At 60.0% G+C, this 16,936-nt stretch carries 15 protein-coding genes and 1 tRNA gene; 5 read left to right on the forward strand and 11 right to left on the reverse strand.

Going from position 1 to position 16,936, the window contains the following annotated elements; genetic code table 11:
- Window positions 1-133: 133 nt before the first annotated feature.
- Both HALTADL_RS14675 and HALTADL_RS14680 read left to right on the forward strand, forming a co-directional pair.
- A complete protein-coding gene (locus HALTADL_RS14675) occupies window positions 134-1,720 on the forward strand; it encodes a methyl-accepting chemotaxis protein (protein WP_089670894.1) in 1,587 nt (528 codons plus the stop codon).
- Window positions 1,721-1,723: 3 nt separating this feature from the next.
- Complete coding sequence (locus tag HALTADL_RS14680) at window positions 1,724-2,743, forward strand: PAS domain-containing sensor histidine kinase (protein WP_089670893.1); 1,020 nt, start codon at window positions 1,724-1,726, stop codon at window positions 2,741-2,743.
- Between the two features lie 20 nt (window positions 2,744-2,763).
- Here HALTADL_RS14680 and phoU read toward each other — a convergent pair whose 3' ends face one another.
- From phoU to HALTADL_RS14700, 4 genes are all read right to left on the reverse strand, one after another.
- Complete coding sequence (phoU, locus tag HALTADL_RS14685; protein ID WP_089670892.1) at window positions 2,764-3,435, reverse strand: phosphate signaling complex protein PhoU; 672 nt, start codon at window positions 3,433-3,435, stop codon at window positions 2,764-2,766.
- A gap of 244 nt (window positions 3,436-3,679) precedes the next feature.
- Entirely contained in the window at window positions 3,680-4,234 is a 555-nt protein-coding gene (locus tag HALTADL_RS14690) for an acyltransferase (RefSeq protein ID WP_089670891.1), read from the reverse strand.
- Between the two features lie 121 nt (window positions 4,235-4,355).
- Entirely contained in the window at window positions 4,356-5,645 is a 1,290-nt protein-coding gene (gene purD / locus HALTADL_RS14695; protein WP_089670890.1) for a phosphoribosylamine--glycine ligase, read from the reverse strand.
- 51 nt (window positions 5,646-5,696) lie between these two features.
- Window positions 5,697-7,046, reverse strand: coding sequence for an adenylosuccinate synthase (locus tag HALTADL_RS14700; RefSeq protein WP_089670889.1), 1,350 nt, complete (start codon window positions 7,044-7,046; stop codon window positions 5,697-5,699).
- Between the two features lie 248 nt (window positions 7,047-7,294).
- Here HALTADL_RS14700 and HALTADL_RS14705 point away from each other — a divergent pair, with 248 nt between their 5' ends.
- A complete protein-coding gene (locus HALTADL_RS14705) occupies window positions 7,295-7,600 on the forward strand; it encodes a hypothetical protein (protein ID WP_089670888.1) in 306 nt (101 codons plus the stop codon).
- Window positions 7,601-7,666: 66 nt separating this feature from the next.
- On the opposite strand, the gene HALTADL_RS14710 is transcribed toward HALTADL_RS14705, so the two are convergent.
- The 3 genes from HALTADL_RS14710 to HALTADL_RS14720 all read right to left on the reverse strand — a co-directional run bounded on the left by HALTADL_RS14710 (window position 7,667) and on the right by HALTADL_RS14720 (window position 11,476).
- A complete protein-coding gene (locus tag HALTADL_RS14710; protein ID WP_089670887.1) occupies window positions 7,667-9,703 on the reverse strand; it encodes a DUF7527 domain-containing protein in 2,037 nt (678 codons plus the stop codon).
- Window positions 9,704-9,803: 100 nt separating this feature from the next.
- Entirely contained in the window at window positions 9,804-10,079 is a 276-nt protein-coding gene (locus tag HALTADL_RS14715; protein WP_177171889.1) for a hypothetical protein, read from the reverse strand.
- Window positions 10,076-11,476: a hypothetical protein gene (locus tag HALTADL_RS14720; protein ID WP_089670886.1), complete on the reverse strand. Its 1,401-nt coding sequence runs from the start codon at window positions 11,474-11,476 to the stop codon at window positions 10,076-10,078. The genes HALTADL_RS14715 and HALTADL_RS14720 overlap by 4 nt, the downstream gene beginning before the upstream one ends.
- Before the next feature lie 113 nt (window positions 11,477-11,589).
- Between HALTADL_RS14720 and HALTADL_RS14725 the strand changes: the two genes are divergently transcribed.
- Window positions 11,590-12,444, forward strand: coding sequence for a cytochrome c oxidase subunit 3 (locus HALTADL_RS14725; RefSeq protein WP_089670885.1), 855 nt, complete (start codon window positions 11,590-11,592; stop codon window positions 12,442-12,444).
- 187 nt (window positions 12,445-12,631) lie between these two features.
- Here HALTADL_RS14725 and HALTADL_RS14730 read toward each other — a convergent pair whose 3' ends face one another.
- The 3 genes from HALTADL_RS14730 to radB all read right to left on the reverse strand — a co-directional run bounded on the left by HALTADL_RS14730 (window position 12,632) and on the right by radB (window position 14,707).
- A complete protein-coding gene (locus tag HALTADL_RS14730) occupies window positions 12,632-13,552 on the reverse strand; it encodes a hypothetical protein (protein WP_089670884.1) in 921 nt (306 codons plus the stop codon).
- Between the two features lie 157 nt (window positions 13,553-13,709).
- Window positions 13,710-13,793: transfer RNA gene (locus HALTADL_RS14735), tRNA-Leu, on the reverse strand.
- Window positions 13,794-13,957: 164 nt separating this feature from the next.
- The gene (radB, locus tag HALTADL_RS14740; protein WP_265472959.1) at window positions 13,958-14,707 is read right to left on the reverse strand and encodes a DNA repair and recombination protein RadB; all 750 of its coding nucleotides are present in this window, start codon (window positions 14,705-14,707) and stop codon (window positions 13,958-13,960) included.
- A gap of 158 nt (window positions 14,708-14,865) precedes the next feature.
- On the opposite strand from radB, the gene HALTADL_RS14745 reads away from it, so the two are divergent.
- Window positions 14,866-15,399 carry an amphi-Trp domain-containing protein gene (locus tag HALTADL_RS14745; RefSeq protein WP_089670882.1) on the forward strand — a complete coding sequence of 178 codons (534 nt, stop codon included), beginning with the start codon at window positions 14,866-14,868 and terminating at the stop codon, window positions 15,397-15,399.
- A 46-nt stretch (window positions 15,400-15,445) separates the two neighbouring features.
- Here the strand turns inward: HALTADL_RS14745 and larC are convergent, their stop codons facing one another.
- Window positions 15,446-16,810: a nickel pincer cofactor biosynthesis protein LarC gene (larC, locus tag HALTADL_RS14750; RefSeq protein ID WP_089670881.1), complete on the reverse strand. Its 1,365-nt coding sequence runs from the start codon at window positions 16,808-16,810 to the stop codon at window positions 15,446-15,448.
- Between the last annotated feature and the right edge of the window lie 126 nt (window positions 16,811-16,936).

The raw sequence follows: 16,936 nt of genomic DNA on the forward strand, positions 1-16,936 counted from the left end.
CCCAGAGTAAGTTCCAACCTCTATTTTTTGATCTAGACAGCAAAATAGCTCTATTTTTTGTATATGCTAATTCTATAGTGTGAAAGTTTGTGATACAATGTGTTATTTATACTAGACCTACATACACGCAAATATGAATACGGAGGCAGGAGTCGACGGGGAAGTAGCAGTCATCAACAGACGCCTGCAACAGGCAGCCGCGGGTGATCTGACGGTTCGGCTCGAAACTGACAGAGAAGACGAGATGCTGGCCGATCTCTCGGGGTCGGTCAACGAGATGCTCGCCGAGTTGGACGGGACACTGTTGGGCATTCAGTCGTTCGGTGTCGAGGTTGCAACCGAGACCCAACAGGTGTCGACGGGTGTCGAGGAGATCCAACAGACCAGTACAGAGGTCGGCCAGTCCATCGAAGAGATCGCTGCGGGCGCACACAGACAGACGACGAAACTCTCGACGGCTGGCGACGAACTGACCGACCTCTCGGCAACGATAGAGGAGATTGCCTCCTCGGCCGACGAGGTCGCAACGCTCTCCGAGGAGGCTGCCAGCCACGCTACAGAAGGGACAGATCTCGCCGAGGCGTCGATGGCAACGATGGGTGAGATCCAGTCACAGGCCGACACCACCGTTGACCGGATCGGCCACTTGGAGTCCGAAATGGACGAAATCACCGATATTGTAGATCTGATCGACGATATCGCCGACCAGACCAATATCCTCGCGTTGAACGCCTCCATCGAGGCTGCCCGGGCCGGGGAGGCTGGCGACGGGTTTGCGGTGGTCGCCAACGAAGTCAAATCGCTGGCCGAGGAAACACAGGACGCGACCACGGATATTGCACAGCGCGTCGACGGGATTCAGGAGACGACGACGGACGCAGCGAGTGATATCCGTGAGATGCGGACGACCATCGAGGAGGGCCTGGAGACGATAGCGGATGGACTCGAAGCCTTGGAGACGATTGCCGACCGTGTCAACGAGGCTAACGACGGTGTCCAGTCGATCAGCGATGCGACCGACGAGCAGGCCGAGTCGACACAGGAGATGGTCGGGATGATCGACGAGGTGATCAGCGTGAGCGAACAGACCAGCGCGGAGGCCGAAACAGTGTCGGCGGCCGCCGAACAGCAGACCGCCGCACTTACCCAGATTGCCGACAGCGTCTCCCAACTCGATGATCTCGTCGTCGACCTCAGCAGCCAACTCGACAACTTCACTGTCGGTGAGGGTGAGGATCACGTCGCGCTGACCAACCCCGACTACGAGGCGGCAGTGAGCGCTATCGAAGACACCAACGAGGAACTGTTGGAACTGAGCGACGCGGTCGTGACCGCCTACACCTCGCTGGCGAGCAGTAGCGAGTACCCCGACGAGATCAATATCGCCGGTCGACAGCGCATGTTGAGCCAACGAATTGCCAAACAGACGCTGGTTATCGCTCGCAACGAGCGCGCTGGAGATATCAGCGAGGAGATCAGCGAGGCAAAAGACGACCTCACGTCCGACATCGAGGAGTTTCAACATGCACTCGATACACTCGAGAACGGGGGCAACCACCGAGATGTGACACTCGCCCCGGCCCCCGAGGCAGTTCGTGAGCCACTCGGCGAGGTGCGGTCGGTCTGGAAACCACTCCGTCGGAACGCCGAGACAGTTGTGCGTGAATCCAAGTTCACCGCCGATGTTCAGGCGTCGGTTGAAACAACCGCACAGTTCTAATACATGCACTCAACACACCAGCACTCCGAAGGCTGTTTCAGACATCTGTTTGAGGAGCTCGAAGATGCCGTTGTGAAGTTTGAGCTTGTTGATGGCGAACCGATCATCGTCCATCCCAACAGTGCATTCGTCGACGTGTTCGGCTACGACTCCGAGACCGTAATCGGCGAACCACTCAACGAGCTAATCGTTCCAGCAACCAGACGTGAGGAGGCAGCCCAGTTCGACCAGCGAACCCAAGACGGCGAGTCGAACGCAGCCATCGTCAAGCGCATGACCGACGAGGGCGAACGGAAGTTCGTCTACCGAGGCATTCCATACAAGGATCGCTACGGGTTTGCGATCTACTCGGATATCACCGACGAGCTACAGCGGGAGCGCCATCTGGAGGTCCTCCATCGTGTCCTGCGACACAATCTGCGAAACGATCTCACGGTCGTTCTGGGGATGGCAACGGACATCATCGAATCCACCGACGAGGAACACACTCGGCGGGCCGCACAGAAAATCAAACAGAAGGCCTCGGATCTATCCCAACTCAGCGACGAGGCCAACACAATCGAGAAAGTACTCGGTGAGACGGTTACGGTGGGACCGGTCGAACTGAAACCGCTTGTCAATGACGTGATCGCGGACTGTAACGCACGGTTCGAGTCAGCATCGATCACCACAGAGGTTCCGGCAGGGCTGTGTGTCAGTGCCAACGACAAGCTACAGATCGTCGTTCGGAGCCTCCTCGATAACGCGATTCGTCACAACGATACCTCGAACCCACAGGCAACAGTTACGGCAACGGAACTCGATTCGACTGTCGAACTCGAAGTGGTCGACAACGGTCCGGGCATCCCGAAGGCCGAACAGCGGCTCATTACAGGCGACCAAGAGATCACCCCGCTCAACCATGGCAGCGGACTCGGCCTCTGGCTCGTGAAGTGGATCGTCGACGCCTACGGCGGGCACCTCGATATCGAGACGTCGAAAAGCGATGGTAGTATCGTCCGAATCAGACTGACCCAAGAGTGAGCAACGGGGACAGAGATAGTTTAGTAGAGCAGATCAGCGTCGTTCTGAATCATATACAGGCTGCGAGACGCGATGTTGACTGCGTGGTCGCCGATACGTTCGAGATCACGGACGGTCAACAGGAGCCGCGAGATGTCGGCCAACAGGCCTTCGAGGTCGACATCAGTCGACTCATCGCGGGCCAGCAGGTCACGGACGACTGCTTCGGAGGCGGTCTCACACTGCTGGTCGACGCTATCGTCCCGCGCTTCGAGTTCGTAACACAGCTCACGGTCTGCCTCGGCGTAGGTACGCATCGCGTCTTCGACCATCACAGTGACGACGCTGCCGATAGTCTGGATGTCGACATCCGGGAAGCGTATCCGGTCGGTCGACAGCGAGTACTCGGCCAAGTTCACCGCAAGGTCACCGATGCGTTCGAGGTCGGTGATGATCTTGAACGAGGCCGCAATAAATCGGAGATCCGAGGCCACCGGCTGTTGGAGGGCGACCAGATCGATACAGTCGCCTTCGAGATCGAGATACAGGTCGTTGATCTCGTTGTCACCATTGATCACCTCGTGGGCTAGCGATTCGTCGGTCCCTTCGAGTGCGGTCAACGCGAGTCGGAGTCGATCAATGACGAGCTCCGACATATAAAGGACGTCCTCACGGAGTGTGTCCAGACGGTGCTGGTAGGAGACGCGTGCCATACCGAGTCGTGTTCGATAATACCCTATGAGGGTTCTGTGCATGTTCTATTAGGTATATAATGGCCTGTGTACAGATCGCGTGGTCAACTCGCTATCCAGAATCGAGCGGCGGCAATCGATATGAGGATTCCACGGCGGTACAGCGTCAGGACAGTCAGGACAGTCAGCAGACCGGTTGCCACCGTAGAAGAGGAGACGCGTCAAGTACGCAGGAAGCCGTGCCAATGTGAGGACGATGGTGGTGTTACTCGTCGACAGAGTCGGGATCGGTCGACGCCTCGTCATGCTGTCGGTCGACTATCTTCGCTGGAACTCCCGCAACCGTCTCGCCAGCGGGAACATCGTGGGCCACCAGTGAGTTCGCCGCGATCTGGGCCTCCTCGCCGATCTCGACGCCCGGCAAAATGACTGCCCCGGCTCCGATCATCGCTCGCTCGCCGATAACGACGTCACCCACGCGGTACTCGTCCTGCAAAAATTCGTGGCAAAGAATGGTGGCGTCGTAGCCGATGATTGCGTGGTCGTTGACCGTAATGCGTTCGGGCCAAAACACGTCGGGCGTCGACTCAAGGCCCCACGAGACGCCCTCGCCGACGGTCACTCCGAGTCGACTCGCCAGCCAGTTTTTGAGTCGGAGGCTCGGCGAGAGGCGAATCAGCCAGACGACCAGATAGTTGCTGACGATCCGGAGCGGCGACTTGGCCTCGGGCCACGACCACAGCGAGTTGCGCTGGCCGGTGGTCGGATGGCGTTCGAGTCGGTCGTGTCGACGCTCGCTGTCGGCCTGTGGGGAACTCACATCTTGCTGTACGTCCGGTATCCCTAAAATAGCATCCGCAGTAGTCTTTGACTACTTATAAACCGATACTGAGACTGTACTCGTCGAATAGATTATTTAAAAAGCTGAGTGGGCGAGCCGCTCAGTCGTCGCCGCGAAGCTCGGCCATGTGGTCGACACGCTGCTGGACGAGGTCGGCCTTGCCGATGTCGTGCCGGATACGGAGGCCGTCGCCAGCCGCCGCCAGCGCGTCGTCAGCGATCTCTTCGGCGGCGTCGATACTGTCAGCCAGCCCGACGACCGCGAAGGATCGAGAGGTCGTCGTGTAGAGGCCATCATCGCGTTCGTCGACGCTTGCGTAGAACAGCAGCCCTTCGCCAACCGTGTCTTCGTCGACCGTGATTTTGGCACCCGAATCCGGATCGGTTGGGTAGCCTGCCGGAACGGCGTACTTGCAGACAGTCGCCTCACCCGAAAAGTCGAGTTCGGGCAGTTCCTCGCCATCACGAGCCGCGGTCAGCACCTCGATGAACGGTGTGTCGAGGACCGGCAGCGTGTTCATCGCCTCCGGATCACCGAAGCGGGCGTTGTACTCGATGACTTTTGGCCCGTCGCTCGTCAGCATGAACTGGCCGTAGAGAATGCCCTTGTATTCGGGCATCGCCTCGACGGTCGCCTCCATGATGTCGACGGCGGCCTCGTAGTCGCCGTCGTTCATAAACGGCAGTTCGAAGCCGGTGTCGCTGTAGCTGCCCATCCCGCCGGTGTTCGGTCCCTCGTCGCCCTCGTAGGCGCGCTTGTGGTCCTGAACGGCTGGGGTGGTCCGAAGGTCGCCGTCGGCGACGAACGCCTGTAGGGTGAACTCCTCGCCGACGAATCGCTCTTCGAGGACGACCCGGTCGTAGTCTTCGCTCCGAATGTACTCCTTCGCGCCCTCCTTGTCGACCTGATCGCCGATGACTTTCACGCCCTTGCCGCCGGTCAGTCCGGCGGGTTTGACCGCGAGATCGATCTCGCTGTCGTCGATGTAATCGCAGGCCGCGTCCATGTCGTCGAACGTCTCGAAGATCGGACAGCCCGGAATGTCGTTGTCCTGCATGAACCGCCGCTGGAACGCTTTGTCGGTCTCGATGCGGGCTTCTTCGGCCTGTGGACCGAAAGTGTAGATCCCGGCCTCATCGAGGGCATCGGCGACACCGGCCTGCAGGCCGGATTCGGGGCCGACGATGGCGAGGGTGGCCTCAACGTCCTCGGCGTAGTCGACAATCGCTTCGCTGTCGGTCTCATCGAGTTTCTCAAACCCATCGGCGAGCCGAATTATTCCGGGGTTGCGGTTGCTCGCAGCCGCGTACAGTGAACAGTCAGGGGCCAGCGCGTGGGCAATGGCGTGTTCGCGGCCGCCGCCACCGACGAGAAGTACGGTTTCGCTCATACCGAAGGAAGGTCGACAAACCAGTGTAAGTGTTACTTTTGGGCTGTGCCGTTACTGCGAGCCGAAGGGGTTGGCCCGAACGACCGTCTCTTCGCGGCCCGGGCCGACACCAATCGCATAGATCGGTGCACCGACTTCCTCGCTGACGTATTCGAGATATTCGCGGGCGTTGGCCGGAATCGCCTCGTACCCCTCTTCAGCCACGTCGGCCCAGTCGACTTCCGGCCATGGCTCGAAGGATTTGAGCACTGGCTCACAGTCGCCCCAGCGTTCGGTGGTCGCGGGCATCGTTTTGATCTCCTCGCCGTCGAGTTCGTAGGCGTGGCCGACTTTGACCTCGTCCAAACCAGCCAGTACGTCGATGTGGTTGACAGCGATCCCAGTAAAGCCGTTTGCGCGAGCGGCGTGCCGAAGCATCGGGATATCGAGCCAGCCGATCCGGCGCGGTCGACCGGTCACGGTGCCGAACTCGCCGCCTTTCTCGCGGATGAAGTCAGCTAGTTCTTCTTCGGTGTCGTTACCGTCGAGTTCGGTCGGGAGCGGGCCAGTGCCGACACGCGAGAGATAGGCCTTGACGATGCCGACGACCTCACCTTGGCCGATGACGGTCGGACCGACACCGGTGCCGACGGATGCCCCGCCAGCGGTTGGGTTCGAGGAGGTGACGTAGGGGTAGATACCGTGGTCGATGTCGATAGAGGTCCCCTGTGCGCCCTCGAACAGCAGTTCCTCGCCGTCGTCGAGGCTCTTGCCGAGGAAATCCCCACAGTTGACCGTCATCGATTCCTCACGGAACCGCTGGCCGTACTCGTTGTAGGTCTCGAACAGCGCCTCAACGTCGAAGGCGTCGGCGTGTTCGGAGTTCTCGATGTCGAGGCCGTAGATCTCCTCGGCGAGATCCCGTTTCTGCGGGACGACGTATTCGAGACGGTCCCGAAGGACTTCGGGGTCAAGCATGTCGCCGATGCGAATGCCGCGTCGACCGGCCTTGTCCTCGTAGGTTGGGCCAATTCCCCGTTTGGTGGTTCCGGCGGCGAGATCCGAGTCGCTTTTGACTTCCTCTTCGATGCCGTCGAGAACACGGTGATATGGGAGGATCGCGTGGGCCCGGCGGGCGATCCGCACGTCGGGGTCGAGTCCTTTCTCACGAAGCGTGTCGAGCTCGTCGAAGAGGGTCTCGGGGTTGACAACACAGCCGTTGCCAAGAATCCCGACTTTGCCACGGACGGCACCGCTGGGGACCAAAGAAAGTTTGTACTCGTTGCCGTCTCGAACGACAGTGTGGCCGGCGTTGTCGCCGCCCTGATACCGGACGACGACGTCGGCGTCGCCACCCCAGATGTCGACGAGAGCGCCCTTGCCCTCGTCGCCCAACTGGGAGCCGACGATAGTTACGGTCATAACAGCCGTCGCTTCACAAGCAGGGGGTAAACCGATTACGGTCCACGTCACAGCCCCACCGACCACGGGCAATTGCAACCATCGTCGACCGGGGGTCATCCCAGCCCACACCGACCCACAACTGGCGTGGCAACACGCCACAGAATCCGAACTGTTAACTACTACCACCCCAAGTACTCATACTACTGACCTTTTTACCCCGTCCGACAGCAACCTTTAAAACGGATCAAGACAAGTTAGCATGTGTCATGATAGACAGACTTGAGAAAGAAGTCGACATGCTCGAACGGCACCTACAGGTCCTCCGCATGGTGATCGAGAACGAACCCATCGGCATCGTCAAGATGTCGAACGAGACCGGCTACCCACATCACAAGGTACGCTACTCGCTTCGCGTGCTCGAAGAGGAGAACCTCATCGAGCCATCGAGCCAGGGTGCGATCCAGACCGATCACACCGAGGAGTTCGTCGACGACCTCGACAACAAGATCGACTCCATCGTCGAGAAGCTTCGCACGATGCGCATCGACGACGCCGCAGAGATCGAAGGCTAGATCTCTACACTGTTTGTCGCCGCGGGCGATAGCTTGCTGTTTTCGGTCGACAGTCCGACGAACTGTCTACAGTTCCGGGACGTGGAGATCGAACGTGTCGCCGAGTTTTTCGACCAGACAGAGATGGAACCCCTGTTTTCGGGAGATGTAGACGAAGCTTTTGCCACGGCTCGCGCTCAGCAGGCCGCCACCGGTCGCGTCGGCCGCAGCATCCAGCGCCTCGCCCTTGTAGTAGCTCGTCGTCACTGCGAACGCGCCGGCAAAGCTCTCTTCGCGTTGAATGATCTCGCTGCCGTCTCGGACGAGTGTGTTCACCATGCCGCCGCCGACGGGCTGCTTGGATTCATTGAAATCAGCGACGAACACCGGCTGGTCCCGTTTGTCGCGGACGACAAGATCGAAGGTGGCCTCGACTGGGTCGTCTTCCTCGTCAGTACCGAGCGAGATACTGCCGCGGAGTTCGGCCCGGTTGATCGTCGGAATCGCCTCGTAGATCCGGGCGAGATCGGTCTGGTTGCCCGTCTGCTGGATGTCGAACAGGAACTCCTCGACGAGCCACCGGACGAACGCGAGTTCGATCCGGCCCTCTAGGAACGTCTCGAAGGGGGTGCCGTCGACGCTCACACCCTCGCTTTCGAAGGTCGTATGCGGCTCGATCCGGAGGTTGGTCATGACTTCGTCTTGGCTCGCTTCCCCGGAAATAGCGTCTTCCAGCGTGGCGTCTCCTTTCGAGGCGTACCGCACGAGGAGATTCGTGCCCTCTAGGGCTTCGGACGTACTCATCGACTGGCTCCCGGTCGACATCCCACCCACGTCGACGGTCGTGTCCGACTCCAGTTGGGATTCGAGCCGATCGATCTCGGCTTCGGCCTCCGAGAGCTTGGTTCGGACGGTCTCAAGCTCCTTGCGGGCCTTGTCGCGTTCGGCCTGAGCGCTGTCGCGTTCTGTAACCAGTTTCTCGTGTTGCTCTTCGGCCTTCTGCATCACCTGTTCGGCACGCTTGAGCCGCTTCTGTAACTGTTTTCGGGAGAGCTGTCCCTCCGATTTCGATTTCGATTTCCGCCGTGCGGTCTGCGATGCCGACCGTTGGGTCGACTGCGTTCCCCCCTGCTCGGGATCGCTACTCGGATCGAGCGACGGAATCGTCTTCGCATTGCGCCACTCCGCCTCGTTGCTAAACACGTCTTCGTCCGTCTTCGGATCAGTCGACTCCGTGGTTGCGGTCGACGCCTCTGTCGATGCAGTCGATGACTCCGGAGCCGATGATTCGCTGGCTGTGGTCGAGGAGCCTGCTGTCGGCGAGGGTCGTGACACACCCCGATCACCGTTCGTTTCCGGCGTCGACGGCGCGTTCGCCGACTCACTGCCAGCCGTCGATCCGTTGCTGGCCGTCGGCCTGTCGCTAGCTGTGGTCTCTGTTTCACTCCCGGTCGTTTTTGGGGTTGGTGTCACCGAGTCGACTGTGTCGGTGTCGCTGACAGCGTCGTCTTCGGTCGACTCGTCGTCCTCACTCTCCTCGGCCGAGACATCACTGTCTGCGGTCGATGGATCGTCACTACCGCCAACAGGTTCCGGGATATCGATGACTTCCAGATCGGATGCATAGACGGTGTAAATGCCGACCTCGTCGTCGGCGCGCTCGAAGGCCTCCTCGTCGGTCAGCAGCTGTCGACTGTTTCCAACGAAGGCGACACTCATCGATTTCCCACCGTAGTAGACCGTGTAGTAGTCGCCCGACAGCACGTTCTCCGAGAGTTCGATATAGCCCGTGAAACTACCCGACGAAAGCGTCGCGTCCGCCTCGGAGATCGTCTTTTTATTCGTGTAGTACTGGGCTTGCTTTTCGCTCCGACTCCGCATTGCGTACAGCAACGGCAATGCGGGGGACGGAGCCTCGTATGCCGTGCCGTCGGTTTCGGCAAACGACGACAGCGACCCCTCATCGATACCGATGAGTCGCCCGTTGAGCATGAACGCCCATGCCGTGCCCGCCGTTACCGCGCCCGAAAACTCGCGGTCGGCAAGCCCGTGAAGTCCCTCGTAGCCACCGCTGAATGGGTGTGACTCCCACTCGGTTACGGCGTCGACTATCTCGCGATCCATTTGGTATAACGTCGCTACAGACGACTGAAATAGTTTCCGGAGCGTCGCACGTTTTATTCAGTGGAAATAAAATGGATTTAATGGCGAGTACAGCGTACTATCAGACCGCGAGCACGGCATAGACGAGCAAAAAGCCGAAATAGAGCGCGACCAGCGCACCGAGGGCCACGATCCGAAACCGGTTGAGTGACTTTTCTTCTTCGGTGTAGGCCTTTTTGAAGGCTTCTCGTTCATCGTCAGTAAGCGCTTGATAATGTTCGAGACCGAGATGCAGTCGATACTGTTTGTCATCAGTGAGTTCAAACTCACAGTAGGGACAGACTACCGGCGTTTCGTCGACCGGAACGTCAGTTTCAGGCTGTGGTTGATCGGTCATGGGCCACCTCCAGCGATGAACGGCGGTTCGACAATTGGTGTGGTAACCACCCAGAGGCTGATCATCGTGTAGCCGACCATCACGAGTGTGATCCCATACTGGCTTTTGATCGCTTCGAGTCGACCGGGGAGCAGTTCGTAGGCCGCCGCGTGAGCGACCCAGACGGCGATCATGTGGCCGCCTAAAATCAGTGCCATCTCAACGCCGGATACCCAGCCGGGAAGTCCCGCCAACACGGGTGGTTGTTGGGGTGGCGACAGTGGGCCAGCACCGACGACGACCACAGTGGGCAGCAGGCCGAGGAAGAAACTGAGATTGTGTGCGAGATGGTAGCCGACCGCGATGGCCAGCAATGAGGGGGCAAACCGCTTACCGAGCGCCTCTCGCGTGATGTAGGTATTCCCGTAGCGACGGGCCACCCCTATCGACCACCAGAACGCGCCCAGAAACAGCCCGAAGCCAGCGAGGTAGGCAAGCAGGTAGACGGCCAACGGTGGTACTCCCAGCCTGACGACGCCGACAGCGAACGTTTCCCACAGCCATGTCGCAACGAAGCCATCGAAGGTAGTGACATACAGCAGACAGACAATAAAGGCGACCTCGTCGCGTCCCGAAACGAACTCCGGATCGGTGAGTGCCATCCCGGGGAGTCGGAACGAGATTCCATCCGCGGTTCGCTCGAAGGGCGCGAACCGCCCGAAGTACGAGAACGCTCGTGAAATCGGGTCGACCGAGCCAAACCACCGATCCGAACCAAATACCACCGCTCCAGTGACGGTAACCCCACCGTAGGCGACTATCGCCGTGGCGAGCAGGCGTGGATCGTCAGCCAGCGGCGTGACGACTTCGATCCAAATCAACGCCAGCAGTCCGGCCACGCTCGGCCACGCGCCCAGTCGGTCGGGATACTCGCGACCAATCGTCGGGAGCAGGTCGGCTATCGTGCGGAATGGGTTGAGTGTCGACCACGTGTTGCCGAGCAGGTAGGTCGAGGCGACGTAACCGCCCCACCACGCCACCCAGACGAAGACGACCGCAAAGTTACGGAGTGCGGTTGGGGGGCCGGTGTAGCCCACGTAGATGGTGAGCGCCAGCAGGCCAAGCCCGGTCAGTCGACCAGCGAGCGTGATGAGCCGGCCCGGCGCGGGGAGCCTGCCGCCCCACTCGTGAAACGAACGGATAAATACCCGGTCGGTAACGAAGGAGGCCAAGAGGAACGACGCCCCAACTGCGCCGCCGCCGGTGGCCAGAAACAGCCACGTCGGGACGGTGACTGTCGTTGCTCCGGCCGCTCTGAGTCCGGCGGCGTGAGCGAGTACGGTCTCGCTTGCCGCGAGGACTATCAGTATTGCTGTGACGAATCCGAAGCCAGCCCACCCGAGCCGTCGACGGTCCATTGACGGCGATTGGGTGAGCCGATAGGAGTAGCTTGCGACTCGGCGTCTCGACTGCCGTTCACCCCCGGCGACGGTTGGGAGGATTTTTAGTCACAGGGTCGAAACTGACCCCTATGAGTACCGAAACGGAGGAGGGACACGACGACCATCACCATCATCTCCCGGCGGTCGAAGACTGGCCGCGCGGCTTCGGTGAGGCGAGTTGGTGGCCGTTCGTGACGGCTATGGGTGGCGCAGGCATTTATATCGGTGTCGCACTCTGGATCGTCGCCGATCTCGTACATCCGCTGGCTGGCCCAGCGGTCGTCGCTGGCAGTGTCGGCCTGTTTCTGACGGGGATCTACGGCTGGCTCTACCACGCCTTCATCACGAAGTTCTGGACGCGAGACACCACCGAACACGGGATCTCATCGCTCCGTTGGGGGATGATCGCGTTTTTGGGATCGGAGCTGGCGACGTTCGGTGCCATTTTCGGCTACTACTTCTACTTCCGTGCGGGCAGCGGTGAGTGGACGCTTCCAGCCACAACGCCCGACCTCGTGAGTTCGCTGATTTTGGCAAACACCGCCATCTTGGTCGCCTCGTCGTTCACGCTCCACTGGGCCCACGTCGCCATCCGGAGCGATGACCGAACCAACTTCCTCCGCGGGATGGGCCTGACCCTCCTGTTGGGCGTGGTCTTCCTCGGCGGCCAGGCACTGGAGTACTTCGAGTTCATCATTCACGAGGGCTTTACCCTCTCGGAGGGAATCTACGGCTCGGCGTTCTTCGGGCTGACCGGTCTCCACGGTCTTCACGTCATGCTCGGGGTCGTCTTCCTCAGCATCGTCTTCGTCCGTGGTCTCTACGGCCAGTACTCCGCCGAACGGCATCTCTCGGTGAGTACGGCCTCGATGTACTGGCACTTTGTCGACGTCGTCTGGATCTTCCTCGTCGTCGTCCTCTACCTCGGCACTGGCCAAGCGTAGCTCAGTCGACCACCGCTGTTTTCGGCTGTGTTCCGAGGCTCACAGAACAGCCGAGCGTCAGCTGTAGATTTCGTCCAAACGGGCCACAGTCGACTGCCGGGAAACCCCTGTGGCTGGAACTATCGAGTGGCAGCCCAGCCACCCGACCGATGGCGGTCCTCAAAACTCGGTTCGGAGCGTGCGACCGTCAGGTAGAGCCCTCTCGAAGCGTGTCGTCAGCTAGCTCGAACCACTCCGTGGCGAGTTTGAGGAACTCTTGATCGGTTCGGTCTTCAGGAGGAGCGGATGTCGGATCTTCGAGTTGTTCTGTAACGGTTCGAAACTCGTTGCGAGCGAGTTGGAGCTCCGTCTGTGATCGGGAGTTGCGTTGCTGTGGCCCCCCGATGTTTACCAACCCGGTAAACATCCGGTCGACCAACTCGATCTGCCACGCCTGTTGGTCGTACTTTGTTTGGATCTCGTCCATGTATAGTTCCTTCTCAGCCAGCTCCTCGCCGAGAGCTTCGTAGTCGGCTTTGAGACTGGCCAACTGGGACGGTCGACGGGAGTAGGTTGGCTCGGCGCTGACAGGCTTGATGCGAGTATAGACAAGGTAAATATACCGCTGGATTCGGGCCAGATCGGGGATCAGCTCGTCGTATGTCCGATACTCCCGCACTGTGGCTTCCTGTTGTGCAGTCGTTGCTAACTCGCGTGTCTCCTGCCAGAGGATGTCGGAGGCGGTTTCGAGGTATTCCCGGGCGTTGTTGTATTCGATCTCGGTACTCGGAAAGACATCAAGAAGCGTCTGGTCGCTACCCTCCGGGACGTACTCTTGGAGTGCGCGACGGTACTGCTGTTCGGCCGTCTCCAACGAGCGTTGGAACTCGATCTCGTCGGTCGACTGCTGTCTGTCGTCAGTCTGTTCCTCCGGATCGGGTTCGGGGTCGGACTGTGGCTCGTCAGCCTCTGGTTCCGACTCGTCGGCTGAAGACTCCGATTCCATATCGCCGGTCGACTGTGTCTCTGCGTTCGATTCGGGTGCTTCCGTTTCGTCGTCCTCAAAATAGCCGAGACATCCAGCAACGGCAACACTACTACCGACCGCGAGATACGTCCGACGGTTCATATACGGTAAGTAGATTACTCACATATAAGAATCAGTATTATTTTTGATTATTTACCACCAACAGAGGTAGCTCTTGGTTACTGGTTTGTGAGAAGTTTTGCGAGGGAAGAACGCTCCAAGAGCGGTCTTCCGCATCTTGCGGTGTGAGCCGCAACGATGCGAGGGGAGGGATTTGAACCCACGGACCTCTACAGGAGCGGAGCTTGAATCCGCCGCCGTTTCCGGGCTTGGCTACCCTCGCACACAGTGCCGTCTCTCCTGTGGAGTCCTCACCCGAACTGTGTGACGGGCGTTAATAAACATTTCACAGTCGACCGACCATCGCTACCGACGGTTGACCAGTCGGAATATAAATAGAGAGCGTAGTACGAGATAGCCGCCGTGACGACAGTCAAACGGCTGCTGTCAGGGCGCGTCGCCGCTGACCAGTCCCGAATCGGTAATCTTGAACGTCGCTTTCTCGCCTGCGGCTTTGGCCCGATGTTTTTCCAGTGTGGCCCGGCGGTTACCGCCGCGGAACCGGTCGAGCCGAACCACAACGCCGGTCCAGTGTTCGAGGGTATGGCCTCCCAACGCCCGCGTCTGGTCAGTGTCGGGATCAGAGTACACCTGATTCGTAATGACGACCGCGATATCGTGTTTTCGTGCCAGCGACAGCAGTTGGGTGACCTGTCGGGCGACTGCCCGCAGCGAGTCGCCGCCCTCGGCATCCTCGCCACGTTGGAGCCGGTAGAAGCCCGTGGCGCTATCGAGGACCATCAGGTCGACCTCTTCGGCGAACTCCGCGGCATCCCGGACGGCCTCCTGTTGTTCGTCGAAATCCACTGCGTCAGTGATGATGAGCCGTGAGGCGACGTGTTCGACCGGTTCCTCGGAGTTGGCCTCGATCAGTTGCTGGAATCGGTCGACCGAGAGACCCTCCGTGTCGATGTAGAGCGCTTTCCCGCCGTCAGTAGCGACACCCACCGCCGCCGACAGCGCGACGTTGGTTTTCCCCGCTGCTGGCGGCCCATAGAGCTGGGTAACCGTTCCCCGCTCGAAGCCGCCGCCCAACAGCGAATCGAGTGCCCCACAGCCGGTCGAAACTGGCTCGCTCACAGTCAGCAATTGACTGGTCAGCGCAAAAGCCCCTCGGTCTCCCGTGACAGCTGCTATCTCTCGGTCGGCGGTGAGTCTGACACTACCGAGCTGTCGACCGCAGCCGAGGATTCAGTCGACAGCGACTGATCGGTAGCTACTCGTGTGAGTCGCTTTACTGACTGGTTCCACGAGGGCCACACAGACTGATACGGCTTGCAAGCGACGGTGGATATATGGCCGAAGAAACACTGATCGAAGTCGAAGGATCGCACGACAGAGCAACGATTGCGTCGTACTTTCGGCAGTTCGCCGATGGGCTCGAAGCGGATGGCTCGGTCACGTTCAGCACCGGTGAGGACGAGGTGAGCCTGACTGTCCCCGAGACAGCCGAGTTTGAGATCGAAGTCGAGCGCGAGACCGAAGAGGAAGACGACGAAGCCGAGTACGAAATCGAGTTCGAAGTCGGCTGGTCGACCGACGAGGACGAAGAAGCCGAAGCAGCGATCCTCGAAATCGGCGGCGGAAGCAAAAGCGACACCGAGGGCCAACAGGAGACGATAGACGAGGCAGTCGACGAGGCCGAAGGTGGTCATGAAGCCGCAGCCAGTGACGAACGTGCGGCTCACGATGACGAGGGTGAAGCCGGCAGCGACGCGGAACTGGAGTCACCGGACCCACCCGACGGACGAAGCGAGGTCGACGCCGCCGAAGACGACGAAGGAAGTCGACTCACCGATACGGACACCGATTCCGACGAGGACCGTTAGGCGACCACTAACGCACCGACATCGGCAGTATACGCCAGTTACCAGTTCACCGATCAACGTCGACCGCAGTTTCTGCCCGCCGCATGATCTCGCTGATCGGTCGACCTGTTTCACTGGCGACGGCGGCGGCATCGTCGTACTCCGCGCTCACGTCGTAGACCTCGCCGTCGGTCGTGCTCGCTATTTTTACGTCGACCGTGTACTGTTCGCCAGCAACGGTGAGGTCGACGGTCTCGAACCGTCGTTCTGCGGTCCAGCGGTGGCCCGCACCGTGTTCGCGGATGCCGAGCGTCCCGGTTTCGAGCGCCAGTCGGTGGGCGATGCGCTCGGCGTCTTCGGGCTTGCAGATCACCTTCACGAGGTGGCCCGGTCGAGATTTCTTCATCGTCACGGGAAGAATCGATACATCGCGTGCGCCCGCGGCGGTCAGTGTTTCCTGCAAGCCGCCCAGTAGTTCCGGCGAGGCATCGTCGAGATTCGTTTCCAAGACCGTGATCGAATCGCGGCTCAGTCGACTCCTACCGTCGCCGACGGTCGCCCGGAGGACGTTGGGATGGGACTCAAAGGAGTGGTCACCGGCTCCATAGCCGGTTTCGTCGACCGAGAGCGCGGGGAGAGTGTCGACGCCCTCGGCGAGTTGGGCGAGAATCGCCGCGCCGGTCGGCGTGAGGAGTTCGGCCTCGATGGGACCGCCCTGAATCGACCAGTCGGCACGCTCGGCGATTTCGACCACCGCAGGACCGGGAATCGGGTAGGTGCCGTGACTCATTTCGCGGTGGCCGCCACCGACCGACAGCGGCGTGGTGACGATCCGGTCGACGTCCAGATCGTCGACGAGCAGTGCCACACCGACGATATCGGCGATGGCGTCGTCCGCGCCGACCTCGTGGAACTGGATGTCGTCGAGCGGCTCGCCGTGAACCGCGGCTTCGGCCTCGCCGAGCAGGCGAAACGCACCGAGCGCGTCGGCTTTGACCGATTCGGGGAGGTCCATGGAATCGACGATGTCGACGACCTCACGATAGCTTCGGTGGGGGCCGTGGCCTTCGGCGTGAGTGTGGTCGTGATCATGGCTGTGGCCGTGATCATGGTTGTGGCCGTGATCATGGCTGTGGTCGTGATCATCACCGTCGTCAGTATCACCGTGGCTGTGGGTGTGGCTCTCATCATGGCTCTCGTCATGAGTATGTCCTGTGTCGTGGCCGTGCTCGGCTGTCGCGCCGTCAGTCAGCAATACGTCGACGGTGGTCGCCGAAATCCCGTTTTTAATCGTCGAATCGACCGCATATCGGACGGAAAGTGCTGATTCGACCGGGTCGAGGGCAGTTGGATCCGCACCGACCGCCAGCAGCGCCCCGAGGAGCATATCCCCGCTGGCACCCAGTCGACCATCGAACGCAAGTGTTCGCATACCCGACAGACGTGCCTCCCGATGAAAAGTCCATCCGATTGGGTGAGTCCGAAACATCCGTTTTCTGGCAGTCTATCCCACGATCAGAGTTGGGACGAGATACTGTCTGCCGAGATTTCAAATATA

The sequence above is a fragment of the Halohasta litchfieldiae genome (assembly GCF_002788215.1).
Lineage (GTDB): Archaea > Halobacteriota > Halobacteria > Halobacteriales > Haloferacaceae > Halohasta > Halohasta litchfieldiae.